Source organism: Erwinia sp. 009765445 (assembly GCF_058137865.1).
The window spans coordinates 37,361-60,174 of the sequence record NZ_JBYUWC010000023.1; the positions used below are offsets into that span (position 1 = coordinate 37,361).

Annotated in this window: 23 protein-coding genes and 1 pseudogene; 16 read left to right on the plus strand and 8 right to left on the minus strand. The window is 54.6% G+C overall.

Features of this window, described 5'->3' with window-relative positions; translation table 11 throughout:
- Position 1 precedes the first annotated feature (1 nt).
- Both narI and lldD read left to right on the plus strand, forming a co-directional pair.
- The gene (gene narI, locus AC3Y5R_RS21085; RefSeq protein WP_489922963.1) at positions 2 to 679 is read left to right on the plus strand and encodes a respiratory nitrate reductase subunit gamma; all 678 of its coding nucleotides are present in this window, start codon (positions 2 to 4) and stop codon (positions 677 to 679) included.
- A 195-nt stretch (positions 680 to 874) separates the two neighbouring features.
- Positions 875 to 2,011: an FMN-dependent L-lactate dehydrogenase LldD gene (gene lldD, locus AC3Y5R_RS21090; RefSeq protein WP_489922964.1), complete on the plus strand. Its 1,137-nt coding sequence runs from the start codon at positions 875 to 877 to the stop codon at positions 2,009 to 2,011.
- 442 nt (positions 2,012 to 2,453) lie between these two features.
- Here the strand turns inward: lldD and AC3Y5R_RS21095 are convergent.
- Positions 2,454 to 2,739 (minus strand): annotated as a pseudogene (locus tag AC3Y5R_RS21095) (IS4 family transposase); the annotation flags it as partial.
- Between AC3Y5R_RS21095 and AC3Y5R_RS21100 the strand changes: the two are divergent.
- Positions 2,740 to 2,931, plus strand: coding sequence for a hypothetical protein (locus tag AC3Y5R_RS21100; RefSeq protein ID WP_489922965.1), 192 nt, complete (start codon positions 2,740 to 2,742; stop codon positions 2,929 to 2,931).
- 126 nt (positions 2,932 to 3,057) lie between these two features.
- On the plus strand, positions 3,058 to 3,405 hold the full coding sequence (yajD, locus tag AC3Y5R_RS21105) for an HNH nuclease YajD (RefSeq protein WP_489922966.1): 348 nt from the start codon (positions 3,058 to 3,060) through the stop codon (positions 3,403 to 3,405).
- 525 nt (positions 3,406 to 3,930) lie between these two features.
- Here the strand turns inward: yajD and AC3Y5R_RS21110 are convergent.
- Positions 3,931 to 4,509 (minus strand): DJ-1/PfpI family protein, encoded by a 579-nt coding sequence (locus AC3Y5R_RS21110; RefSeq protein WP_489922967.1) that lies wholly within the window; start codon positions 4,507 to 4,509, stop codon positions 3,931 to 3,933.
- 212 nt (positions 4,510 to 4,721) lie between these two features.
- Here AC3Y5R_RS21110 and mltB point away from each other — a divergent pair, with 212 nt between their 5' ends.
- Positions 4,722 to 5,795, plus strand: a complete 1,074-nt coding sequence (gene mltB, locus AC3Y5R_RS21115) for a lytic murein transglycosylase B (protein WP_489922968.1) — start codon at positions 4,722 to 4,724, stop codon at positions 5,793 to 5,795.
- 9 nt (positions 5,796 to 5,804) lie between these two features.
- On the opposite strand, the gene AC3Y5R_RS21120 is transcribed toward mltB, so the two are convergent.
- From AC3Y5R_RS21120 to AC3Y5R_RS21140, 5 genes are read right to left on the minus strand one after another with little or no spacing between them, the layout of a single operon-like run.
- Positions 5,805 to 6,581 carry an ABC transporter ATP-binding protein gene (locus AC3Y5R_RS21120; RefSeq protein ID WP_489922969.1) on the minus strand — a complete coding sequence of 259 codons (777 nt, stop codon included), beginning with the start codon at positions 6,579 to 6,581 and terminating at the stop codon, positions 5,805 to 5,807.
- On the minus strand, positions 6,578 to 7,264 hold the full coding sequence (locus AC3Y5R_RS21125) for an ABC transporter permease (protein WP_489922970.1): 687 nt from the start codon (positions 7,262 to 7,264) through the stop codon (positions 6,578 to 6,580). The genes AC3Y5R_RS21120 and AC3Y5R_RS21125 overlap by 4 nt, the downstream gene beginning before the upstream one ends.
- 11 nt (positions 7,265 to 7,275) lie before the next feature.
- Complete coding sequence (locus tag AC3Y5R_RS21130; RefSeq protein WP_489922971.1) at positions 7,276 to 7,995, minus strand: ABC transporter permease; 720 nt, start codon at positions 7,993 to 7,995, stop codon at positions 7,276 to 7,278.
- A 58-nt stretch (positions 7,996 to 8,053) separates the two neighbouring features.
- Complete coding sequence (locus tag AC3Y5R_RS21135; RefSeq protein WP_489922972.1) at positions 8,054 to 8,905, minus strand: transporter substrate-binding domain-containing protein; 852 nt, start codon at positions 8,903 to 8,905, stop codon at positions 8,054 to 8,056.
- A gap of 29 nt (positions 8,906 to 8,934) precedes the next feature.
- Complete coding sequence (locus AC3Y5R_RS21140) at positions 8,935 to 10,125, minus strand: M20 metallopeptidase family protein (RefSeq protein ID WP_489922973.1); 1,191 nt, start codon at positions 10,123 to 10,125, stop codon at positions 8,935 to 8,937.
- Between the two features lie 345 nt (positions 10,126 to 10,470).
- Between AC3Y5R_RS21140 and AC3Y5R_RS21145 the strand changes: the two genes are divergently transcribed.
- From AC3Y5R_RS21145 to AC3Y5R_RS21160, 4 genes are read left to right on the plus strand one after another with little or no spacing between them, the layout of a single operon-like run.
- Entirely contained in the window at positions 10,471 to 11,472 is a 1,002-nt protein-coding gene (locus tag AC3Y5R_RS21145; protein ID WP_489922974.1) for a TRAP transporter substrate-binding protein, read from the plus strand.
- Positions 11,472 to 11,972: a TRAP transporter small permease gene (locus tag AC3Y5R_RS21150; RefSeq protein ID WP_489922975.1), complete on the plus strand. Its 501-nt coding sequence runs from the start codon at positions 11,472 to 11,474 to the stop codon at positions 11,970 to 11,972. Before AC3Y5R_RS21145 ends, AC3Y5R_RS21150 begins: the two co-directional genes overlap by 1 nt.
- Positions 11,969 to 13,255, plus strand: a complete 1,287-nt coding sequence (locus AC3Y5R_RS21155) for a TRAP transporter large permease (RefSeq protein ID WP_489922976.1) — start codon at positions 11,969 to 11,971, stop codon at positions 13,253 to 13,255. Before AC3Y5R_RS21150 ends, AC3Y5R_RS21155 begins: the two co-directional genes overlap by 4 nt.
- 23 nt (positions 13,256 to 13,278) lie before the next feature.
- Positions 13,279 to 14,511 carry an aspartate aminotransferase family protein gene (locus AC3Y5R_RS21160; RefSeq protein ID WP_489922977.1) on the plus strand — a complete coding sequence of 411 codons (1,233 nt, stop codon included), beginning with the start codon at positions 13,279 to 13,281 and terminating at the stop codon, positions 14,509 to 14,511.
- On the opposite strand, the gene AC3Y5R_RS21165 is transcribed toward AC3Y5R_RS21160, so the two are convergent.
- Positions 14,492 to 15,370 (minus strand): LysR substrate-binding domain-containing protein, encoded by an 879-nt coding sequence (locus tag AC3Y5R_RS21165; protein ID WP_489922978.1) that lies wholly within the window; start codon positions 15,368 to 15,370, stop codon positions 14,492 to 14,494. The genes AC3Y5R_RS21160 and AC3Y5R_RS21165 overlap by 20 nt on opposite strands.
- A gap of 95 nt (positions 15,371 to 15,465) precedes the next feature.
- Here AC3Y5R_RS21165 and tam point away from each other — a divergent pair, with 95 nt between their 5' ends.
- The 7 genes from tam (at position 15,466) to pncC (ending at position 22,788) form a co-directional block, all read left to right on the plus strand.
- Positions 15,466 to 16,239 (plus strand): trans-aconitate 2-methyltransferase, encoded by a 774-nt coding sequence (gene tam / locus AC3Y5R_RS21170; protein ID WP_489923004.1) that lies wholly within the window; start codon positions 15,466 to 15,468, stop codon positions 16,237 to 16,239.
- 494 nt (positions 16,240 to 16,733) lie between these two features.
- On the plus strand, positions 16,734 to 17,300 hold the full coding sequence (locus tag AC3Y5R_RS21175) for a fimbrial protein (RefSeq protein ID WP_233268367.1): 567 nt from the start codon (positions 16,734 to 16,736) through the stop codon (positions 17,298 to 17,300).
- A gap of 65 nt (positions 17,301 to 17,365) precedes the next feature.
- On the plus strand, positions 17,366 to 18,040 hold the full coding sequence (locus AC3Y5R_RS21180) for a fimbrial biogenesis chaperone (protein ID WP_489922979.1): 675 nt from the start codon (positions 17,366 to 17,368) through the stop codon (positions 18,038 to 18,040).
- A gap of 76 nt (positions 18,041 to 18,116) precedes the next feature.
- The gene (locus AC3Y5R_RS21185; protein ID WP_489922980.1) at positions 18,117 to 20,642 is read left to right on the plus strand and encodes a fimbria/pilus outer membrane usher protein; all 2,526 of its coding nucleotides are present in this window, start codon (positions 18,117 to 18,119) and stop codon (positions 20,640 to 20,642) included.
- A complete protein-coding gene (locus AC3Y5R_RS21190; RefSeq protein ID WP_489922981.1) occupies positions 20,639 to 21,160 on the plus strand; it encodes a fimbrial protein in 522 nt (173 codons plus the stop codon). Before AC3Y5R_RS21185 ends, AC3Y5R_RS21190 begins: the two co-directional genes overlap by 4 nt.
- Before the next feature lie 76 nt (positions 21,161 to 21,236).
- Complete coding sequence (locus AC3Y5R_RS21195; RefSeq protein WP_489923005.1) at positions 21,237 to 22,232, plus strand: fimbrial protein; 996 nt, start codon at positions 21,237 to 21,239, stop codon at positions 22,230 to 22,232.
- A gap of 61 nt (positions 22,233 to 22,293) precedes the next feature.
- Positions 22,294 to 22,788: a nicotinamide-nucleotide amidase gene (gene pncC / locus AC3Y5R_RS21200; RefSeq protein ID WP_489922982.1), complete on the plus strand. Its 495-nt coding sequence runs from the start codon at positions 22,294 to 22,296 to the stop codon at positions 22,786 to 22,788.
- The last annotated feature ends 26 nt before the right edge of the window (positions 22,789 to 22,814 follow it).

The window sequence follows — 22,814 nt, forward strand, 5'->3', positions numbered from 1 at the left end:
TATGCACTTTCTAAATCTGTTCTTTTTCGATATCTATCCGTACCTGGCGGGTGCGGTGTTCCTGATTGGCAGCTGGCTGCGCTACGATTACGGCCAGTACAGCTGGCGCGCGGGTTCCAGCCAGATGCTGGATAAAAAAGGCATGCGTCTGGCATCGAACCTGTTCCACATCGGCATTATTGGCATCTTTGGTGGGCATTTTGTGGGTTTACTGACCCCACACTGGGTGTATGAATCCTTCCTGCCGGTTGCCGCCAAGCAAATGCTGGCGATGGTGGCGGGGGGAATTTGCGGGCTGATGACGCTGGTGGGTGGAGGATTGTTACTGAAACGCCGTCTGACCAACCCGCGCGTGCGGGCAACCAGCAGCGTGGGCGATATTCTGATCCTCTCGCTGCTGGTCATTCAGGCTAGTCTGGGATTGTTGACCATAGTCTTCTCCACTCAGCATCTGGATGGTTCTGAGATGATGAAACTGGCTGGCTGGGCACAGGCTGTTGTCAGCTTCCAGGCTGGTGCAGCACAGCATCTTGAAGGCGTGGCGCTGGTTTATCGGGTACACATGGTGCTGGGAATGACGCTGTTCCTGCTGTTCCCGTTCTGCCGTCTGGTGCATATCTGGAGCGCGCCGGTGGAATATCTCACCCGTCGTTATCAGCTGGTGCGTAATCGTCGCTGAGTCAAATATTGTTGCAAGTTTGTTGTTTATGTTGAGACGTTGGTCAGCGTAACGGCCAGATTTATTGATTACACTTCCTGTACTTGTGAGCGCCGGGACGGATCCTGACAGTATCCCGGTGGCTCATTCCAGAGTTCGCTGTGGTACTGGCTCAGGGATCTCGCCAGCGAGCGCATCATAAACAGGTGTGTACAGATGATCATTTCAGCCTCAACGGACTACCGGGCAGCGGCGAAGCGCAGGCTGCCTCCTTTCCTGTTTCACTACATCGATGGCGGTGCCTACAGCGAGCATACACTTCGGCGTAATACCGCTGATTTAGCCGACATCGCGCTGCGTCAGCGCATTCTTAACAACATGTCCGAGCTGAGCCTGGAAACCACGCTTTTCGATGAAAAGCTGGCGATGCCGGTGGTGCTGGCACCAGTTGGTCTGACCGGGATGTATGCCCGCCGTGGCGAAGTGCAGGCCGCGAGAGCCGCCGCGAAGAAAGGCATTCCCTTCACTCTCTCCACCGTTTCCGTTTGTCCAATCGAAGAAGTCGCTCCTGCAATTAACCGCCCGATGTGGTTCCAGCTGTACGTGCTGAAAGACCGGGGCTTTATGCGCAATGCGCTGGAGCGGGCGCAGGCAGCAGGCGTGAAAACGCTGGTGTTCACGGTGGATATGCCGGTTCCCGGCGCGCGTTACCGTGATGCCCATTCAGGCATGAGCGGGCCGAATGCAGCTCAGCGCCGCATTCTGCAGGCAGTGATGCATCCGCAGTGGGCGTGGGACGTGGGGCTGAACGGTAAGCCGCATGACTTGGGCAACGTGTCAGCCTATCGCGGCAAGCCGACCACGCTGGAAGATTATATCGGCTGGCTGGGTGTGAACTTCGATCCCTCCATTTCGTGGAAAGACCTGGAGTGGATCCGGGAGTTCTGGAAGGGACCGATGATCATCAAAGGCATTCTGGATCCGCAGGATGCAAAAGACGCGGTGAGCTTTGGCGCGGATGGCATTGTGGTGTCGAATCACGGTGGCAGGCAGCTGGACGGTGTGCTTTCAACTGCGCGGGCGCTGCCAGCGATTGCGGATGCGGTAAAAGGCGATATTAAAATCCTTGCTGACTCGGGCATCCGTACCGGACTGGACGTGGTGCGGATGATTGCGCTGGGGGCGGACAGCGTGCTGCTGGGCAGGGCATTTGTCTATGCACTGGCGGCGGGGGGAGAAGCGGGCGTGGTGAATCTGCTGGAGCTGTTTGAGAAAGAGATGCGGGTGGCGATGACGCTGACCGGCGCAAAATCTATTGCGGAAATTACCCGCGATTCGCTGGTTTCGCTTTAAGGTCGGGAAGGGCAGGCCCACTGCCACATAGTGATTGGTGTTGGTCGGGTCTGCTTAACTGCCACACAGTGATGGCATTGGAAAGACAACATCAACTGCAACACGGTGATCGGTGTCGGTCAGATCTGCTTAGCTGCCCTCATAGTGATCGGTGCCGGTCAGACCCGGTGCAGTCGGGACGGCGTAAATACGTCCATGTAGCCTTGATTGCCGCGTCCATGCGGCAAACACCCGCCAGCACCGGGTCTGACCGCCACCCGCGAACTTCTGAGTCGTGGGTGAGTGAAACCTGAGTCGCTGATGTAATCCTTTCTCACTCTGTTCAGAGATCGGCTTCGATCAAATCTGCTTAAAACGTTCCTCAGTCTTTGATGGTGATCGTCCAGGCAGAGAATGTACAGAGCGTAAAAAAGCCTTATGAGGCTGAGGGAGCGCCACTAAATCACTGCTGATAAACCAACACCATAGTTCTACAGATTCTTGCAAGGTGATTAAGAACAGCATCCAGTTCGATTAAACTTATATTTAGCGAAGAGTGTTGCAGGACATTCTCCGCTAACGTCAGATACCAGATCACCCGCCTTGGTTTCAGGCTGTCAGCCTGGTACTTCATTTAGATTTCATCCTTTATTTTCAGGGTGATACCCGAGTAACCACATTAACGTCGTGGCAAGTGTGGCCAGCTGGCTCAGTACAAACCTGCGGCAAGTTGAACGGCTGTAGCTGGAATGAATCCCGAGCCTGAAGCCATCACCAGATACTGCCGTGCCTTAACTCAGGTATTACTCAGCCGCGCAGCGGATTCAGAGACTCAGGAAGTGCTTACCGAATTGCTGTTCGATCTGGTGAACTTTCAGGTTGAGGATCTGAAAGCGCCGCGCTACATCGAGACGTACAGCGGGCTGGTCCAGGTCAGGTAAAAGATGTCCTTCTGCCACTGAAAGCAGTGCTGTTTTCGTGGCAGAAGGGGTTATCCGGAAAAAGTTGTAAGTGGTATATTGGGGCATTCTCGTAAAACACTCTCTTTGAAACAGGTAACATCGGAAATGGCTCTGATCCCAAAAAACTACATGCGGCTTGAAAGCGGCTATCGTGAGAAAGCCCTAAAAATCTACCCATGGGTATGCGGACGTTGCTCGCGTGAGTTTGTTTATTCAAATCTTCGCGAATTAACGGTTCACCATATCGATCACGACCATACCAACAACCCGGAAGATGGCAGTAACTGGGAGTTGTTGTGCCTGTATTGTCATGATCATGAACATTCGAAGTACACGGAAGCAGACCAGTACGGTACAACCGTTGTGGCAGGAGAGGATGCGCAAAAAGATGTTGGTGAAGCAACCTACAATCCGTTTGCCGATCTGAAGTCGATGCTTAATAAGAAGAAGTAATGTCCGTTATAGGCACAAAGCCGCCTATCAGATCAGCTCTGAGCGACAATAATTCATATGAAGAGATACCCTGTTTAAGGATCTGATCTTCCAAAGATTCATCCGGCTCAAACTCTTTTGCCACAAATCCCATTGTGCCATCACAGGTTCCTCCTCTTAAGAAAACACAACTCGCTGCCCCCCAAGCACTCAGCCCTCAATTATAAAAAACCAAATTCAAAGCAACACCTTATTGCAGCAACACCTTAGCTAATGGCAGGAGGGGCTATACGGATAAGCGGACTGTGTCGCGCATGGACGCGCGACTCAAGCCATCAGGGACGATTTAACGGCGTGTCCGTGTTCCGTATAGCCCCTCCAGCTACTGCGGCACTTTCAGCGACTAAACACACTTACCCGCGAATATTAGTGCTTACCATTCGGCAGTGGCACTTTCAGCGACTAAACGCACCTACCCGCGAACACTAGCACTCACCACACCACCAGTAGCCCTTACAGCGACCCAACCGCACCTACCCGCAAACATCAGCGATCCCCACTCCGCCAGTAGTCAAAGTAGATATGCTCGGCCTGGAAATCAGCGGTTTGCGTATCGCCGGTTAATCGCCATGCCAGCTGGAAGGCAAACTCGAAACTCTTACCCAGCCCCTTGCCGCTAATCAGGTTGCCGTCTTCCACCACATCCTCCGTGCTGTAGACACCATCCGTCACCGCTTTATGCAAATCCCCGGAACAGGTATAGCGCCGTCCTTTCAGCAGATGATGGCCTCCCAGAACCCTGGCTGCAGCCGAACAGATCGGGGCTATCCATTTCCCGGCATCATCGTGGCGGCGGATAAATGTCGTCACCAGCGGGTTGGCTGCCAGGTTCACCGTGCCTTCCGGCCCGCCTGGAATAACCACCGCATCAAACAGCTCATCCTGCAAATCCGCCAGCAACACATCGGCAATCACCGGCACGTTATGGTAGCTCGGTATCTCACGGACGGTATGACAGCCAACGGTGGTCACCTTGACGTGCAGACGGTTCAAAATATCAATAATAATAAAGGCTTCTGCTTCTTCAAAACCCGGTGCTAACAGTATCGCAGCCTGCTTACTCATCATTCCTCCTGAATAATTTATAGGACTAAATAATATTATTGAAATAGCGTTTTATTTTTATCATGTCAATCCGCACAGGGCAGGGATGCGGTCCATCGCAGAAAAAAGTAAACAAATCCCAACGAGTAACGCCTTTACATAACATCTCCTTTTCTTCGCGCCAGGCAATGCTTTACCATAACGACAACTCTTACCGCCCATATGGATATTCAATGCGTTATCTGGCCACACTTCTGCCCGCGCTCCTTCTTCTTTCGGCCTGCAGCAGCTCCAAAGCTCCCGAGCAGGTTGAACCTCACGGTAACCCTTTTAAAGGCGGCAACGGTTTTCTGCTGGAACCCTCGCACGATATCGCCCCGCTGGGTGGGGACTTTGCCAGTAATCCTGCGACGGCTGCTTTTATCGATAAAATGGTGCGTGAACATAACTTCGATCGCCAGCAGCTGCATGACGTGCTGGCGCAGGCGAAGCGACTGGATTTTGTGCTGCGGCTGATGGATCGCCAGGCACCTTCATATCAGGCACCCACCGGGCCAAACGGCGCGTGGATCCGCTACCGCAACAAATTTATCGTGCCGGGTAACGTGCAGAATGGCGTGCAGTTCTGGAATCAGTATCAGGATGCACTGAACCGTGCCTGGCAGGTCTATGGCGTGCCGCCAGAAATCATCGTGGGTATTATCGGCGTGGAAACCCGCTGGGGCCGCGTGATGGGCAAAACCCGCATTATCGATGCGCTGGCAACGCTGGCGTTTGACTATCCGCGCCGGGCCGAATACTTCAGCAGCGAGCTGGAAACCTTCCTGCTGATGGCGAGAGAAGAGAAAGACGATCCGCTCGATCTGCGCGGCTCCTTCGCCGGAGCGATGGGTTACGGCCAGTTTATGCCTTCTTCCTTTAAGCAGTATGCGGTCGACTTTAATGGTGACGGCCACATCAACCTGTGGGATCCGGTTGATGCCATAGGCAGCGTGGCGCACTACTTCAGCGCTCATGGCTGGCAGAAGGGCGGTGCGATTGCCGTTCCGGCCAACGGCCAGGCCCCATTGATGGAGAGCGGTTTTAAAACCCGCTACACCATGGGCCAGCTCTCCGCAGCCGGATTATCGCCGCAGGTGCCGCTGAACGGTTATCAGCAGGCCAGCCTGCTGCGCTTCGATATGGGCAAATATTATCAATACTGGTACGGGCTGCCGAACTTCTACGTGATCACCCGTTACAACCACAGCAACCACTATGCTATGGCGGTGTGGCAGCTGGGTGAAGCGGTGCGCGACGCCCGCTAAGGGCATCTCTTAATAATTGCGCTGGAAATGGCTGCTGACAAAGGCCCGGCAGCGATCGGAGTGGGGATCGGTGAAGACCTGCTCCGGCGGGCCTTCCTCCTCAATCATCCCCTGATGCAGGAAAATCGCTTTGTTCGACACTTCGCGGGCAAAGCCCATCTCGTGGGTGACGATAATCATCGTCCGGCCTTCTTCGGCCAGCCCGCGGATCACCTTCAGCACGTCGCCCACCAGTTCAGGATCCAGCGCGGAAGTTGGCTCATCAAACAGAATCGCCTTCGGATGCTGGGCCAGCGCCCGTGCAATGGCGATCCGCTGCTGCTGACCGCCCGACAGATGGGCAGGCCAGGCATCCCGTTTGGCAAACAGACCGACTTTTTCCAGCAGCGCTTCAGCTTCTTCAATGCACTCTTTGCGGTTACGCTTCTGTACATGGATGGGAGCTTCAATAATGTTTTGCAGCACGGTCCGGTGCGGCCATAAATTAAAGCTCTGAAAAACAAAGCCCAGCTGTTTGCGAATATTTTTAATTGCCGTCTGCTGAGCTTTGCTCAGCGTGCCGTTATTGCCGTTCAGGTTAATTTTCTCATCCGCCACCTGAATCTCACCGCCCTGAGCCACTTCCAGGAACGGGATGCAGCGCAGCAGGGTGCTTTTGCCGGAGCCGCTTGCCCCAATCAGTGAAATCACGTCGCCGTCGTTGGCCGTCAGGCTGATATCGTGCAGCACCTCATGCTGACCAAAACTCTTTTTAAGATTACGCAGCGTCAGGGTAGGTGTGCTCATGCTCTTGCTCCGGACTTCTCGGGTGAAAGGTATTTTTCAAACATGGCCAGTGCCTTGGTTACCAGCAGCGAAATCACCAGGTAGATCACCGCCGCACTGATAAACACTTCCAGCGCCCGATAGGTGTTGGAAACCTCGGCGTTGGCAATGCCGGTCACTTCCATCAGGCTGATGGTGCTGACCAGCGAGGTCGACTTGGCCATCGAGATCACTTCGTTGCTCCAGGCCGGTAACGCCTGGCGAATGGCAATCGGCAGAGTGATGCGTCGCAGGATGGTGAAGCGGGACATGCCGCAAACACGGGCCGCTTCAATCGATCCTGTCGGGATCGCGCGAATGCCGCCGCGCAGGATCTCTGAGGTATAAGCCGCATCATTGAGGATCAAAGCCAGCAGCCCGCACCAGTAAGGATCCCGCAGGAAAGGCCACAGAAAGCTGTGGCGAATAAAGCTGACGTTGCCCAGCCCGTAGTAGATCATAAATATCTGGATCAGCAGCGGTGAGCCGCGAAACAGAAACACGTATCCTTTTGCAACAACGCTACCTGGTTTGGTTGCACGCAGCAGATTAAGCAGCAGCGCCAGAATGCCGCCGCCCAATAGTGACAGCACCGCCAGGTTCAGAGTCAGCGGTAGCCCGGCCAGCAGTTTGATAAGAGTCTGTTGTATAAACGAAATATCCATGCACCGTGCCCCTAAAGCTGAGTGTAATCCTGACCGCGCAAGGACCATTTCTCAGCCTGGCGAATAACAAGTTCAGAGACGGTGGTGATCACCAGGTAAATCACCGCGCCAACGGCAAAGAAAAAGAACGGCATCTGGGTGGACCCGGAGGCAACCTGTACCTGATTCATGGTTTCCACCAGTCCGGTAACCGAGACGAGTGCCGACTCCTTGATGGCAGATTGCCACTGGTTGCCCAGGCCGGGGATCGCGGTGGTCAGGGCCTGTGGCACAATGACGCGGCGGAACATCAGCCATTTGCCCATCCCCACCACCGTCGCTGCTTCCAGCGTGCCTTTCGGGATGGTGCCGTAAGCCCCGCGGAAGACTTCGCCCTGTCCGGCACCGGAAATCAGGCCGATTGCCAGCGCACCGGCGACAAACCCGCTGATGTCAAAAGGACCGGCAAATCCAAGCGCATGACCGAAAAAGGCCATCACCTGACGTCCGCCAAAATAGAAAATGTAGATTACGATCAGGTCGGGAATGCCGCGCAGCACCACGGTGTAGCCTTCGGCGAGCCTGCTGAGCCAGCGGTTCCCGCCGATTTTGGCCCAGGCGACCAGACTGCCAATCACCGAGCCGAGCAGAAAGGCGCACAGGGAAACGGAAACCGTGACCCCGGCAGCCTTAAGCAGCACCGGCCCCCAACCCTCAGGACCGAAGCCGAGGAGCTGCCAGTCAATGCCCATATTTATCCCCACTGCGGCCCTTCAGCCACCGGCAATCTTTAACCATACCGGACTCCATTTACGCTTTTGGTGACAGATCCATGCCGAACCATTTGATGATTAACGCTTTCATCGTGCCGTCTTTCACCATCGAGTCGATGGCCGTGTTCAGCTTAGCCTGCAGTTCGGTGTCGTCTTTCCGCAACCCGATAGCCGAGCCTGCGCCCAGCACGCCGTTCTGGAAGGTGTAACCTGTCAGTTCGCCGTTGCCGTTAGAGCGTTTTACATAGGCGGTCAGGTTTGGCACGGCTGCCATCACCATATCGACGCGCCCGGCATCCAGATCGAAGAAGGTATCCTTGCCGCCCGGATAGGTGCGGATGGTGGCGATATTGCCGAAGTATTTCTGCAGGAAGTCAGCCTGAATGGTGGCAACCTGTACGCCAATCGTTTTGCCTTTGACGATTTTCGCGATGTTGTCGATGGCGGTTTTTCTGGCGGCTTCATCGGTCAGCGAAATGCGTGTACCGGTGCCTGGCAGGCTGGTGATGCTGCTGTCTTTGTTGGTGACAAAACCGGAGCCGCCATTGATATACGGGCTGGTGAAGTTAATGGTTTCCTGGCGTTTAGGCGTGATCGACACTGCATCGACAATCGCATCGTATTTGCCATCCAGCAGGCCGGGGATCATTCCCCCCCAGCTCTGAGCGACCAGTTTGTAGCTGAAACCCGCACGCTTCGCGATCTCTTTCAGCATATCCGGCTCGAAGCCAACGATTTCACCGCCCGGTGTGGTCATGTTGTACGGAGGGAAGGCGGCTTCGGTGGCGAAGGTCAGCGAGGAGAGATCCCGCGCCTGCAACTGTGGCAGAACCAGCAGGCCGAGAGCGGCAATAGCACCGGTGAGAAAACGTTTGCGTGTCAGAGTCATTAGCTACACCTGTTAAATTTGAAATACGGTTAAGAAAGAATATCCAGCGTTAAGCGGGTCAGGGCGATGGCACCCAGCGAGATGCAGCTCTCGTCCGGCTGGTAGTCAGAGTTATGTACGTGGTCGTCACGTCCCGGTTGCCCCGATCCGATGTGGATCTGGCAGGCAGCCATCAAATCGGAGAAGTAAGAGAAGTCCTCCGCGCCAAAACTCCGGCCCTGCTGGATCTCCGGCTGTTTGCTGAACTGGCGGGTAATGCTCTTTTCGGCGAGATCGACCATCCGGTCATCATTCAGTAGGGGAGGGACGCCGCGCTGGTAGTTGATGTCCACTTTCACATTCATCGACAGCGCCACGCCAGCACAGATACGGCGGAATGCCGTTTCCACATGATCGCGCGAGGCAGTTGAGCGGGCACGAACGGTTCCCCGGAACAGGCAGGAATCCGGAATAATGTTGTGGATCGCGCCGCCTTCAATATGGCCGACGGTCAGTACGGCTGATTGTGCCGGGTCCATTTCACGGGAGATGATGGTCTGCAGCTGGGTGATCAGATACGCCGTGGCAACGATAGGATCGGCGGCAGCGTGCGGGCGGGCAGCATGTCCTGACACGCCGGTCACCACCACATCAAATTCATCGCAGGAGGCGGTACTGGCCCCGCGTGTCAGCAGAATATTGCCTGCTGCCAGTTCCGGACGGTTATGGAAGGTGATCGCCATATCCTGACCTTCAGCCGCGCCATCGGTAATCATCGCCGCTGCGCCACTTTCGGTGGTTTCCTCAGCAGGCTGAAATACCAGACGGACTGAGCCCTTCAGCTGGGGCTGCAGCTCTTTCAGCGTGGCAGCCACACCGAGCAGGGTTGCGGTGTGCAGATCGTGGCCGCAGGCGTGCATTTTGCCCGGGTAAACGCTGGCGTAGGGAAGGCCGGTTTTCTCTTCGATGGGCAACGCATCCATATCGGCACGCAGCAGCAGGTTTGGCCCTTTCTCTTCGCCGTGAATATCCAGCACAATCCCGGTTTTGCCGATGCCTCTTTGCGGCTGATAGCCCAGCCTTTCCAGCTCCTTCGCCACCACTTCCGCCGTGCGCACCGTGTCAAAACCCAGTTCCGGATGTGCGTGAATGTCGCGTCGCAGGGCGATCAGCTGCGGTTCGAGCTCTTTCACAATTCCGGCAATTTTTACCTCAATCCCCTGTGGATGAGACGGTTCCATGCATGCACCTCGCGTGGGTCAGGAAAGTATTGACCCTCGATAATGGCCAAAAGAGCAGCGTGAAACAAGAGGTTAGCGGGCATCGGATGCACTTCAGCCCTGCTGCACTGGTCCGGCTGAATACGGCAGTGGAATCAACCGGACTCTGTGGCTGAGACAGAATTTTCCGGGAGCATCAGGGCCTTTTAAAAGTAGCTTTCAGCGGCTTATTCATTGACCTGTCTGCGCTGGGGAGCTTGTATAAAAATTTGTATCCCACTATTAAAACTCTTTATTTCTCATCTTATGCAGAATCCCTATGCTGGGGTCATACTCTACTGACAACCAGTAATATGAGGATCGACCATGGCAGCTTCCCCGGGTAACGTTTTTTGCCGTCATCTTATCGCCATTGCCGTTCTGAGCGCGGGCAGTGGACTGTATGCCACAAGCGCTTCTGCTGCTGAAACCCTGCGCCTAGCTCACGCCTCCAGCAGCGACAGCCTGGTCAACCAGGCGATGGTCCGTTTTGCGGCAGAAGTGAAAGAGAAGTCGCACGACGCGCTGGAAATTCAGATATTCCCTGATGGCCAGCTGGGCGATGAGGGCGCGATTGCTGACTCAACCGGGTCTGGTGCAATCACTATGGGACTGGGCGGCGTGGTGGATGCTATCGATCCGCGTCTGAATGCGGTTTCCCTGCCTTTCCTGTTTAAAGACGCTGACTCGGTGCACCATTTCCTCGACAGCTACGCGGGCAAGAAACTTTTGTCGATGGGCGAGAGCCGTGGCTACGTGATGCTGTCGGCGCTGGACTCCGGTTTCCGTCAGTTCGCTAACAGCAAAAGAGCCATTGTGAAGCCGGAAGATCTGAGCGGCCTGAAGATCCGCACGCCACCAAACCCGGTAATCCTCGCCACCATCAAACAGCTTGGCGGCCTGCCGCAGTCAATTCCGTTTGGTGAAGTTTATACCTCTCTGCAGTCTGGCGTGGTTGACGGCGTGGAGCCAGAGCTGCGCGACTTCAGCGACCAGCGCTGGTACGAAGTTGTGAAGCATGTCTCGATGGCGAACTACATCTGGTCAGCCAACTTCTGGTACATGAACAAATCTGCTTATGACGGGCTGAGCGCGGAAAACAAAAAAGCACTGACTGAGTCCGTGGCTGATACCACCACTTGGTATCGCAGCCAGCTTGACCAGGTTTACGCCAAACTGACCGACCAGTTGAAAGCGAAGAAAGTTGAATTTAACGAGGTGGATCGCGCGGCCTTCGTGGCCAAAGTCGGCCCGGTTTACGACCAGTTCAGCAAAGCCTGGGGCGCAGACTTCGTCAAACAGCTGCGTACTGACGCGGGCAGTAACTGATGACGCCGGTTCACTACGCACCAACCAGTGGCCCGCGGTGGCTGACGTTACTGCTGATGTGGACAGGCGGCGCGATGTTCCTGGTGACGATGGGCTCCACATTGCTGGGGATCGTCGCCCGCTATTTTGCCTGGACGGGGCTGGAGTGGACCTTTGAAACCGCTGAAATCTCGTTTATCTGGGTGACCTTCCTGGGCGCGGTGCTGGCTGAAATTCGCGGCGAGAACGTGAGCTTCACCAGCGTGGCAGCACTGTGCCCGGCAGGTGTCCGGCGCTGGCTGCGGCTGTTTTCGGCGCTGGTGCTGCTGGTGCTCAGCGGCTGGCTGCTGACAAGTGGGATGAAAATCCTGCAGACCTCCGCCTGGGTGCCGACACCGGTGCTGAGGCTGCCGAATGCAGTGATTACCTGCTCGCTGGCAGGGTTTGCGGTGATGCTGATATTCCTTTCGCTCTGGCGGATTTGGCACTTTTTCTTCTCACGCTCGGGTGAAGCGCTATGACTGTTTTAATTCTGATTGCCGCCTTCCTGGTGCTGCTGTTTGCCGGGGTGCCCATCGCCTGGGCGATAGCGGGCGGAAGTATTGCCGCACTGGCGCTGGGTGACTTCCCGATGCCGATTGCCTGGCTGGCTCAGCAGACCCTGCGCGGCGCTGACACCACCTCGCTCATCGCCATCCCGCTGTTTTTATTTGCCGGGGAATTGATGAACCGCGGCGGGCTGACTCACCGCATCATGCACGTTGCCGAGCACCTGTTCGGGCGTTTTCGTGGTGGCCTGGGACTGGTTAACGTTGCCACTGCTTTTGTGTACGGTGGCCTGACCGGTTCTGCCACGGCGGATACCAGTACCGTGGCAAAGGTGATGATCCCGGTGATGGAGCAAAAGGGCTATCCACGCGATTTTGCGGCGGCGGTCACGGCGGCCTCCGGCACGCTGGGGATTGTGGTTCCTCCCAGCGTGATCCTGCTGCTGTACGGCGTCATCACTAACACTTCCATCGGCGGGCTGTTTGTCGCTGGTGTGATCCCCGGCTGTATGCTGGCCGTGGTCTTTATGCTCACCGCCTGGTTTATCGGCATGCGGGAAAATTTCCCAAAGGTGGAAGGGAAGTTCGATTTCAAAGCCTTCTGGCGGGATTTCTGGCGGGCGTTCCCGGCGATGTGTATGCCGGTATTTGTTCTCGGCGCTATCATCACCGGTTTTGTCACCGCGACCGAAGCGGCCGGGTTAGCCGTAATTTATGCGCTGCTGATTGGTGGGTTGTATTACCGCGAGCTGGGGTGGCGCGACCTGATCCCGGCGATTATTGAATCGGTCACGCTGACCGGATCGGTGATGATCATCATGGCTGTGGCGGTACCCTTCGGCTGGCTGCTGACGGTTACTCAGGTCCCGCATATGGCCGCCGCCTGGATTGGCGGGCTGCATGCCGGACCGATCGCCACCATGCTGCTGGTGATCCTGCTGCTGAAAGTCGTGGGCTTCTGGCTGGATCTTGGCCCGGCGATGATTATTCTCGCGCCGATCCTGGTGCCGATTGCCAAAACCGCCGGATTTGAGCCTTACCAGATTGGCCTGATCTTTACGCTGACGCTGGGCTGGGGGCTGTTCACGCCGCCGATTGGCACCAATATTTTCGTGGTCTGTAACGTGGCAAAAATTGATATCGGCCCGGTCTCACGCAGGCTGATCCCGTTCTGGTTCGCGACCGCCTTCGCTATCGCGCTCCTGATTTTCTTTCCTTCATTAACCGGATGGTTGCCCGCAACGCTGGGCTACTGACAGTCAAACAGACGAGAACTGTGATGAAACATTTAGTTGGTGGAATATCCAGCGCCGGCCGCGCTTTGCCTGAAATTGACGGCCAGACGCTGATGATTGAAAAAGCACAGGGTGCCTGGCTGTGGAATGCGGACGGTCAGCGCTATCTGGATACGGCTTTAGGTTTTGGCGCGACGCTGCTGGGGCATAACCCTCCGGCGGTTGTCGATGCCGTGCAGCAGGCAGTTAAAACAATGATGATGCCAGCCTACTCACATGCTTTAGAAGAAGAGGCGGCAACCACTCTGAGTGCCTTCACCGGGGAACTCAATAAAGTTATTTTCGTAAACTCAGGTAGTGAAGCAGTCCATCTGGCCTGCCGGGGAGCGCGCGCCGTGACTGGCCGTCATAAGGTGGTGAAATTTGCCGCCGGTTATGATGGCTGGTTCGACAGCGTGGCCTTCGGCAATGCCGGATCGGCGATGGCAGAGATGCCAGGAGCCACCCGTCCGGAAAAGGAAGGGATGCTGCTGCTGCGCTACAACGATTTTAAAGATGTCGATGCGCTGTTTGCTGAACATCCCGATATCGCCGCCGTGATCGTGGAACCGGTCATGGCGAATGCGGGCTGTGTTGAACCCGCCGAGGGCTATCTGCACTATCTGGCCGACGCCGCGCACCGTTCTGGTGCAATGGTTATTCTGGATGAAGTGCTGATGGGTTTTCGCCTGCATGCCGGGCTGAGTGGGCATCTGTTTGGCGTGGATGCTGATTTCGCAACGGTAGGCAAAGCCATTGGCAACGGCACCGTTGTCGCTGCGCTGGTGGGTAAAGAGCAGTACATGAAGGTGTTTGAAGATGGTCGTGCTGTGCGGGCAGGAACCTACAGCGGTAACCCGCCGGTTTGTGCTGCGGTAATCGCCACGCTCAACGAGCTGCGTAGCAAGGATTATATGCAGCTGCTGCGCAGCGGCGATGAACTGTGCCGCAAGGTAATTGCCGACTGTAAGGCGCAGGGGGTCGAACTCGCCAGTTCCGGATATGGCACGGTCTTCACCTTCTGGCAGCAGGCAACCGCACCTGAAACTTATGCTCAGGCGGTGGCGGCTGCCGATCATCAGTGGAGTATGGCGCTGCACGTGGCGCTGCGGCGTCAGCACATCCTGTCGATGCCTTCCGCGTTTGGCCGTTTCTATCTGTCATTCAGCCACGACCAGCAGGCTGTCGACCTGCTGGCTGCGGCGTGCAGTCAGGCGATCATAGCGCAGTCTGCATAGGCAGAGCTTCCACCGCTGAAACCAGCTCACGGATGAATTGAGCCAGGCGGCGGGTGCCCACGTGGGCATCTTCCGGCACCAGCAGTGCCAGATCCAGCGACTGCAGGGCGGGCAGCTGTTCATTCTGGCCGAGGATCCGCCAGTCGTCAGGGATCACCGAGGCAGGCAGAACGGTCAGCGCTTTGCCAATGCGGATTGCGGTCTGCACGCCTGCCAGATGTGATGAGGTGCAGACGATATGCCAGCGCAAACGGGCTTTACCGAGTGCGCTGATGACCTGAGGCCGCGCACGGCAGCCTTCGGGAAACAGCACCAGCGGCAGAGTGGTTTGCTGCTCCGGAAAGCAGTCCGGGGCAGTACACCACAGCTGTGGCTCTTTGCGAAGAAACTCGCCGTTCTGTTCACCAGGCTGGCGGGTGAAGATCGCCATCTCCAGATGACCATCGTTGACCAGCTTCTCCAGCTTGCAGGAGAAGTCGCTGACGATCTCCACCTGCAACTGCGGATTGCGCTGCGAAAAGTTTTCAATCAGCTCTGCACCAATAGTGCCCAGATAATCGTCTGGCATCCCGATACGAATGCGTGATTTTGCCGCGAAACAACCCAGCGCGGTGAGCGCTTCTTCTTCCAGTGCCTGCATCTGCCGGGCGTAGCCAATCAGCTTTTCACCGGAGGGGGTGAGGGTGATGCCCTGGCGCGAGCGCTCCAGCAAACGCTGGCCCAGATGTTTTTCCAGCCGGCTCAGCATGATGCTGACGGCAGCCTGGGTTTTTCCCAGTTGTTCTGCGGCAAGAGTAAAACTGCCGTGGTCGTAAACCGCGATAAAAGCGGCCAGGGTATCATTATCAAGATGACGCATAAGTCTCTCCGATCAAAAAGCGAGCAGGGGAGGTAATGCAATTTTTATTCCAGGCTACAGTTATCAGCGTGGTTGATCGTTTTAATGAGGAACAAATGAAAGACTGGAATCCCGATCTCTACCGTCAGTTCGAGGCTGAACGTACCCGTCCCGCTAAAGAATTACTCTCCCGAATTCCCCCCCGTGAAGTGAACTCTGCCACCGATCTCGGTTGCGGTCCCGGTAACAGCACAGAGCTGCTGCGAGAGGCCTGGCCCACCGCACGGATTACCGGGCTGGACAGCTCACAGGCAATGCTGGAACAGGCGCTGAAGCGTTTGCCCGACTGCCAGTTTGTGCAGGTGGATATTCGCGGCTGGCAGGCTGAAAAGCCGCAGGAGGTGATTTATGCCAACGCTTCGCTGCAGTGGCTGACCGATCATCAGCAATTACTGCCGCACCTGGTGGATCAACTGGCGAAGCGTGGCGTGCTGGCAGTGCAGATGCCGGACAACCTGGACCAGCCGACCCACAGCCTGATGCGTAAAGTCGCTGAGCTGCCCGCCTTCCGGGATAAAATTGGCCCCGGAGCGGCTGATCGTAAGCGCCTGCTCACCACGGAAGCGTATTACGATCTGTTGTGCCAGGCGGGGTGTTCGGTGGATATCTGGCGCACCACCTACTATCACGTGATGCCTTCACACCAGGCCATGATTGACTGGCTGAAATCGACCGGGCTGCGGCCTTTCCTGGCCCCACTAAAAGAAGAAGAGCAGGAGGCTTTTCTCGCTCACTATCTGCAGGAGCTGACATCAGCCTATAGCGTTCGTCAGGATGGCAACGTGCTGATGCCTTTTCCCCGTTTGTTTATGGTGGCGCAGAAATGCTGAAGCCTCTTCCTGCGCCCCTGCTGAGCGGGGCGCAATTAATCCCGATCAGAGTACCACGCCAGTCACAGCGCTGAACCTGTTGAAGATTAAGTGTTTTCAGTGCCGATAAACACCTCAATTAATTTATTTTAAAAATTAATAATAAAAAAAATTTAAGTCAGTTGACCTTTCTGTCGTATTTATTTTGCAACGAGTGTGAACTGTTTTGGTTTTGTTTACTGAGGAGTGGTTAATATTTACTCGCCAGGTTGGTTGTACTTATCTGGTTCAGAAAAAAATACCGGTATAAGCCGGATTTGGAAGTCTTATTGCACTCTTTTGGTTGTTTTAATTTTGTTATAGATAATTGTTGTGAACGTTATCGACAAGATAACTTGTATATTTATGGTTAACGATAATAGTGCGCGAATAATAAAGAGAGCCGGGAGTTATCTTTCATTGTTATTCACCAAGTGGCTATTTTCGAAAGTTATTTACATATGGAGAATGTAATTATGCGTTTTATGCTGAAATCAGTCACGGCAATGTCCGTTTGTGGTGCATTGGCTCTGCTGCCAGCGATGTCCTGGGCCGAAGACCCTGTACCAGTCACTGTAGATGGTGGCACCCTGAATTTTGAGGGCAGCGTTATCACCGCCGCTTGTGCACTATCCAGCGGCTCGGCGGTTCAGAACATTAATATGGGGCAGGCTCGTGCCGCCTCTCTTGCGACTGCCGGAACCACACTGGCAACAGGCAAAACCTTCACCATCAGTCTGGAAGATTGTGACAACAGTACTTTTAAGAATGTTGCCGTAACCTTCTCCGGAACTGTTGATGCAGATGATGCAAGCGGTCTGGCAACTGGCGTCAATGGCGGCAGTGGTTCAGCACAGAACCTGTCAATTCGTATTTTTGATGAGGCAGGTTCACAGGTTAAGTTGAATGAAGCCAGTGGTAATACTGCACTGCGTGCGGGCAGTAACACCCTGAACTTCACCGCGAAATACCATACCGAAAAAGGTAGCGTAACCGCGGGTGATGCAAGTGCTGTTGCGACTTACACCCTGACTTATTCCTGATTAAATTAACCTGGATTCAGGACCGAAAGGATCCTGAATCCTTTTTTCCCCTGAGGTAAATTATTATGCGTATTCCTGCTCTCTTTCTGGCGATATGCTCATTGCTGTTGCCTTTGGTTGCCAGTGCTGGCGGAGTGGGTCTGGGAACGACTCGTCTGGTCTATAATGCCGGAGATAAACAAGCTTCGCTGGATATTCGCAATACTCATACTACTTCACCTTTTCTTATTCAGACCTGGTTGGATAATTCAGCCGGAACTAAAACGCAGGATTTTGTGGTGGTACCGCCGCTGTCGGTATTACGCCCAAACAATGAGAATACTTTACGGGTTATTTTTACCGGAAAAGGCCTGCCTGCCGACAGAGAAACGCTGTACTGGATGACGGTGAAAGCCATCCCTCAGAGTGAGTCTCAGGGAAATAATACCCTGCAGCTTGCTGCTGCCAGCCGCATTAAAGTTTTCTATCGTCCGGCAGGGCTGACTGAAAAAGTCACTGAAGCCCATAAGAAAATCACCGGCTCCCTCAGCAGAGGACAGCTGACGCTTAAAAACCCCACGCCCTATTATCTGACGCTGATTACGTTGCGGGTGGACGGTAAAGAAATTAAACCCCTGATGCTGCCACCAAAAGGAAGTGCGGTCGTGCCGGGAACGTTCAACGGTGCAAAAAACTTCAGTTATCAGACCATCAATGATTATGGCGCGTGGACCACGCTGCTGAGCAAAAAGCTGGATTAACGTTCATCCGTTTTAACCTAATGGGTTGCAGGCTAATACTATTATGAATTCCTCCTTTTCATTCCAAAAAAATGCGGTGGCATGCGCGCTTTTACTGGTCATTCACCAGGCTGCTGCTCAGGATAAATACCAGTTCAATCCTCTTTTCCTGGGCGGGAAAGATGGCGACGTGGCTGATTTATCCTGGCTGGAAAAAGGAGGTGATATTCCTGCCGGAAAATACCGCACGGCTGTTTTCGTCAACGGTGAATTTATCGCCGAAAAGGAAGTGACGTTTATTGCCGGAATGGATAACGGGACTCCACAGCTGCTTCCCTGCTTCACTGGCGAAGAGATGGATGAGCTGGGGCTGGATCGTCGTCATGCCGTGAAATTATCGCCGCAGGATGGCTGCATGCCATTAACCGATCTTTTTCGGGGGCATGATATTCAAAGCGATTTCGATGCCGGAAAAATGGCCCTCAGGCTGACTGTTCCTCAGGTACTGATGCAAAACAGGCCCAGAGGATTTATCAGCCCGACAAGCTGGGAGCAGGGGATTACTACGGCTTTTGTCAGCTATAACGCTAACGGCTCGCAAAGTGATTACCTGGGCGACAGCCGCTGGCAGCGGACCAACTATTTCCTCGGGCTGAACAGTGGCATCAATCTTGGCGCATGGCGGGTCAGGGACACTTCCAACTGGAATTATACCAGCAGCCAGGGCGGTGAATGGGCGCACATCAGCACCACTGTGCAACGGGATATTGTGCCGTTAAAAGCTCAGGTTACCCTGGGCGAAACTTATACTTCTTCCGCCATTTTTGACAGTGCGGGAGTCCGGGGCGTGCTGCTGGCGTCAGATGACAATATGCTGCCAAACAGCATCCGTGGTTACGCACCGGAGGTCAGAGGCATTGCCCGGACTAACGCGACGGTGCGTATTCGCCAGAACGGCAATGTGATCTATCAGACCAGCGTCACGCCTGGTGAATTCGTTATTAACGATCTTTACCCGACCTCTTCAGGGGGCGATCTCGACGTTTCAATCGAGGAAAGCAACGGTCAGGTCACTCACTATGTGGTGCCTTTTGCCAGCGTGCCAAATCTGGTCCGGCAGGGACAGTTAAAATATTCCCTCAGTGCGGGAAAATTCCGCAATAACGATCAGCAATCCTCCCCGGCATTCACGCAGAACGATTTTTTCTATGGCTGGCGCTACGGGCTGACGTTCTATGGTGGAGTGCAGTTTTCAGACCACTATCGTGCTTTTGCGGCAGGTGTCGGCCAGAACCTCGGCGCGTATGGTGCCTTCTCTGTCGATGCTATCCATGCCAACAGTACGCTGGCGGACAACAGCAGCCACAGTGGTGATTCAGTGCGTTTTCGTTACAGCAAGGTGCTAAACACTGCGGGAACAACCCTTAATTTCTATTCATGGCAATACACCACCAAAGGTTTTTATACCCTGAGCGATACCGCTTATAAACGGATGAAAGGTGGCGAAAGCACGATTTCACTGGATGAGCACGGCCAGCCAGTTGTTGATACCAGCAGCTACTACAACCTGAATTACTCGCGCAAAATGCACAACCAGCTGCTGCTGTCACAGCGCATTGACGGATATGGCTCGGTTTCCCTCTCTCTGGATCAGCAGCGCTACTGGAATTCCGCCAAAACCAACAACAGCGTGCAGGTGGCTTACAACACCAGCTGGAAAGCTATCTCACTCGGCCTGGCGTGGCAGCACAGCCAGACACTCTGGTCCGACAAAAGTGACAATACGGTGGCATTCTCGGCTTCTGTCCCGCTGGACAAATTGCTGCCAGGTTCGCGGGCCAGATATTCGATGACCAACAGCGCCCGCAATGGCACCACTCATTCCACCGGGATCAGCGGCTATATGCCGGAGCATGATAATTTAAATTACAGCCTTAACGCGCGTTACAGCGCCCGCAGCAACAGCCAGAGCGGGGCGGATATGTCGATGCAGTATCAGGGCAGAAACGGGATTTATAATGCCGGATACAGCTACACACCGGACAGCCGTTATTACAACTATGGCGTCAATGGCGGTATTGTCCTGCACGAAGATGGCATTACTTTCAGCCAGCCGCTGGGCAATACCAATATCCTGGTGAAGGCTCCCGGTGCTGCCAATATCAAAGTCGGCAATCAGAAAGGGATTTATACCGATTCCCGGGGTTATGCCGTGATCCCTTACGCCTCTCCGTATCGTGAAAACCGTGTTGATCTTGATGTGAAAACCCTCGGAGAGAATATTGAGATCCCGCAGTCCATCGTCAGCAAAATCCCCAACGGGGGAGCTATGGCGCGCGCAACGCTGGCGACGCGGATTGGTTACAGGGCCATCTTTACTATCAGTAAAGAGGGTTCCTGGCTGCCTTTTGGCACCACCGTCACCCTTAAAAATAGCGAAAACTCTACCGGGATAGTGGGCGATGCGGGTGCACTCTGGCTTTCCGGATTACCGGAAAATGGCGTGCTGATTGCGCAGTGGGGGCGGGAAGCTAAGCAGCGATGTGTGGCCCGTTATCATCTTGAGGCCGGGAGTTATAACCCGGATACCAATATTTATACACAAGGACTGGTGTGTCAGTGAAATCGATAATCCGTCTGTTATTACCGTTACTGCTGGTCGGCAGCTGGCCGCAATTTGCATCAGCCTATGACGTTTATATTCAGGTTACAGGCGTGCTGTATGGCAATACCTGCACGCTCTCAACCGACTCAGAAAATATCAATGTTCATCTGGGAAATATCTCCCTCCGCCAGTTTTTAGCGGTGGGTGCCGTCAGCCAGATTAAAACGCCTTTTACCATCAGACTTGAAGAGTGTGGACCGACGTTTAAAGGCGCACAGGTCACATTCAGTGGTGAAGTGGATGACCACGACAGCCGTTATTTAAAAACGGATGAGGGTGGCGCGACCGGCGTGGCTATTTCTCTGCTTGATAGCAGCAACACTATTATTCCGCTTAACACTGCCACTGACGCTTACAGCCTGACCGGGGAAAACAGCGTGGATATGCTTTTTTATGCGCGGATGGTCGCGACACAGCTACCCGTCACGCCGGGTGATGTGACAGCAAGAGCAACTTATACGGTTGAATACCTTTGATGTTGCACGGATTGCCTTTCTTACGGCACTGGGGGAGTTTTAAATGAGAAGTTTTGTGAAATACGGCGTGGTATTTATGCTCGCCGGACTGGTTTGTCTTCGTCCTGCCTTCGCACTGGACTGGGTCTCGGATATCACTCTGTCACCCGCAGAGATGAGCTATTCCGGTCCAGCGGACTCCGTCACCGGCGGCAGCATTATTGGCGGAAACTGGAGTGCCACAGCAACGGTTACCCAGGTTTTCTGGTGCGGTTGGGTCTATTGGTGCTCCCAGGGGACGATGGAGCCTGACAGTGGTCTTGTGCCCTCTGGTCAGACGGTGGTGGTGGAGGGTGTGAGCTACGCAGTATTTGAAACGGGTGTGCCTGGCGTAGGATTTATTCTGGGCCTGAAAGATACCAACGGTACGACTTATGTTCCGCTGCAGAGTGGTATTACCCAGACCTATCCCGCCGAAGGAACAAATGATACCGCAACTGAACTGGGATGGTCTGCCAAGGTCACCTTCGTGAAAACCGGGCAGCCTCTTGCCAGCGGCACCTTTATCACGCCGACGATTAATGCCGCTATATTAACCGCATATAATAATGAAGTGGCCACGGCCAAAGTGATCATCAGCCCGACTTCCATTAATGTTAATGCCACGGGCTGTACCATCAATACTCCCAGTGTGCCGGTCGATATGGGAAGCCTGGATGTGCGGTCATTTAATGCGGTTAACAGCACCTCAGCGCTGAAAAATTTCTCCGTTAACCTGAACTGTGATGCCAACATTGCACTGCATGCGGTGGTCACCGACCAGACCGACCCAACCAATATTACGGATACGGTTTCACTGACGCCTGATTCCACGGCAACGGGTGTGGGTGTGCAATTTTTCTATAACAACACCGGCCCATTGTCTCTGGGGCCTGACAGTTCTCTGAATTCGACTGTCGGCCAGTTCTTTATTCAAAGTACCTCACAGGCAGAAACGCTGACTTTGCCGTTTCAGAGCCGCTATATCCGTACCGGCGACATCACGCCAGGTACGGCGGACGCGGTTGCCAGCATTACTTTTTCCTATCAATAAAAGCGCCGCCCAAAAAATGCTAACCTTGCACTTTCATCCATAAGGGAAGTGAGGCGTCATCATGACGGATAATGAGTTATCGCAGCTGAGCCACGAAGTGGGGCAGTTATTACTCAAGCGCAGGGCTACAGTGACCACTGCCGAGTCCTGTACCGGCGGCTGGATTGCCAAGATTCTCACCGATATTGCGGGAAGCTCTCAGTGGTTCGAACGGGGATTTGTCACCTACAGCAATCAGGCCAAGCAGGAGATGGTTGGTGTGACGGCGGCTTCGCTGGAAAGTTATGGTGCGGTGAGTGAGCAGGTGGTGAAGGAAATGGCTGAAGGTTCACGTGCAGAAGCCGGAGCTACCTTTGCCCTTTCCGTCAGCGGGATTGCCGGGCCGGATGGTGGCTCGGTGGAAAAACCGGTCGGCACCGTCTGGTTTGGTTTTGCGGCAGAAAGCCGTGAAACGCTGGCGCAGCGCAAGGTTTTTTCCGGTGACCGGGAAGCGGTTCGTCGTCAGGCAACGGCCTGGGTGCTGCTGACGCTGCGCGATCATTTTCTTAAAAATTAAACTTGATACTGTATGACCATACAGTA

Bases quoted from the DNA above. Each gene is read 5' to 3' on its own strand.
- narI (WP_489922963.1), top strand. From the start codon at position 2: ATGCACTTTCTAAATCTGTTCTTTTTCGATATCTATCCGTACCTGGCG.
- lldD (WP_489922964.1), top strand. From the start codon at position 875: ATGATCATTTCAGCCTCAACGGACTACCGGGCAGCGGCGAAGCGCAGG.
- AC3Y5R_RS21100 (WP_489922965.1), top strand. From the start codon at position 2,740: ATGAATCCCGAGCCTGAAGCCATCACCAGATACTGCCGTGCCTTAACT.
- yajD (WP_489922966.1), top strand. From the start codon at position 3,058: ATGGCTCTGATCCCAAAAAACTACATGCGGCTTGAAAGCGGCTATCGT.
- AC3Y5R_RS21110 (WP_489922967.1), bottom strand. From the start codon at position 4,509: ATGAGTAAGCAGGCTGCGATACTGTTAGCACCGGGTTTTGAAGAAGCA.
- mltB (WP_489922968.1), top strand. From the start codon at position 4,722: ATGCGTTATCTGGCCACACTTCTGCCCGCGCTCCTTCTTCTTTCGGCC.
- AC3Y5R_RS21120 (WP_489922969.1), bottom strand. From the start codon at position 6,581: ATGAGCACACCTACCCTGACGCTGCGTAATCTTAAAAAGAGTTTTGGT.
- AC3Y5R_RS21125 (WP_489922970.1), bottom strand. From the start codon at position 7,264: ATGGATATTTCGTTTATACAACAGACTCTTATCAAACTGCTGGCCGGG.
- AC3Y5R_RS21130 (WP_489922971.1), bottom strand. From the start codon at position 7,995: ATGGGCATTGACTGGCAGCTCCTCGGCTTCGGTCCTGAGGGTTGGGGG.
- AC3Y5R_RS21135 (WP_489922972.1), bottom strand. From the start codon at position 8,905: ATGACTCTGACACGCAAACGTTTTCTCACCGGTGCTATTGCCGCTCTC.
- AC3Y5R_RS21140 (WP_489922973.1), bottom strand. From the start codon at position 10,125: ATGGAACCGTCTCATCCACAGGGGATTGAGGTAAAAATTGCCGGAATT.
- AC3Y5R_RS21145 (WP_489922974.1), top strand. From the start codon at position 10,471: ATGGCAGCTTCCCCGGGTAACGTTTTTTGCCGTCATCTTATCGCCATT.
- AC3Y5R_RS21150 (WP_489922975.1), top strand. From the start codon at position 11,472: ATGACGCCGGTTCACTACGCACCAACCAGTGGCCCGCGGTGGCTGACG.
- AC3Y5R_RS21155 (WP_489922976.1), top strand. From the start codon at position 11,969: ATGACTGTTTTAATTCTGATTGCCGCCTTCCTGGTGCTGCTGTTTGCC.
- AC3Y5R_RS21160 (WP_489922977.1), top strand. From the start codon at position 13,279: ATGAAACATTTAGTTGGTGGAATATCCAGCGCCGGCCGCGCTTTGCCT.
- AC3Y5R_RS21165 (WP_489922978.1), bottom strand. From the start codon at position 15,370: ATGCGTCATCTTGATAATGATACCCTGGCCGCTTTTATCGCGGTTTAC.
- tam (WP_489923004.1), top strand. From the start codon at position 15,466: ATGAAAGACTGGAATCCCGATCTCTACCGTCAGTTCGAGGCTGAACGT.
- AC3Y5R_RS21175 (WP_233268367.1), top strand. From the start codon at position 16,734: ATGCGTTTTATGCTGAAATCAGTCACGGCAATGTCCGTTTGTGGTGCA.
- AC3Y5R_RS21180 (WP_489922979.1), top strand. From the start codon at position 17,366: ATGCGTATTCCTGCTCTCTTTCTGGCGATATGCTCATTGCTGTTGCCT.
- AC3Y5R_RS21195 (WP_489923005.1), top strand. From the start codon at position 21,237: ATGCTCGCCGGACTGGTTTGTCTTCGTCCTGCCTTCGCACTGGACTGG.
- pncC (WP_489922982.1), top strand. From the start codon at position 22,294: ATGACGGATAATGAGTTATCGCAGCTGAGCCACGAAGTGGGGCAGTTA.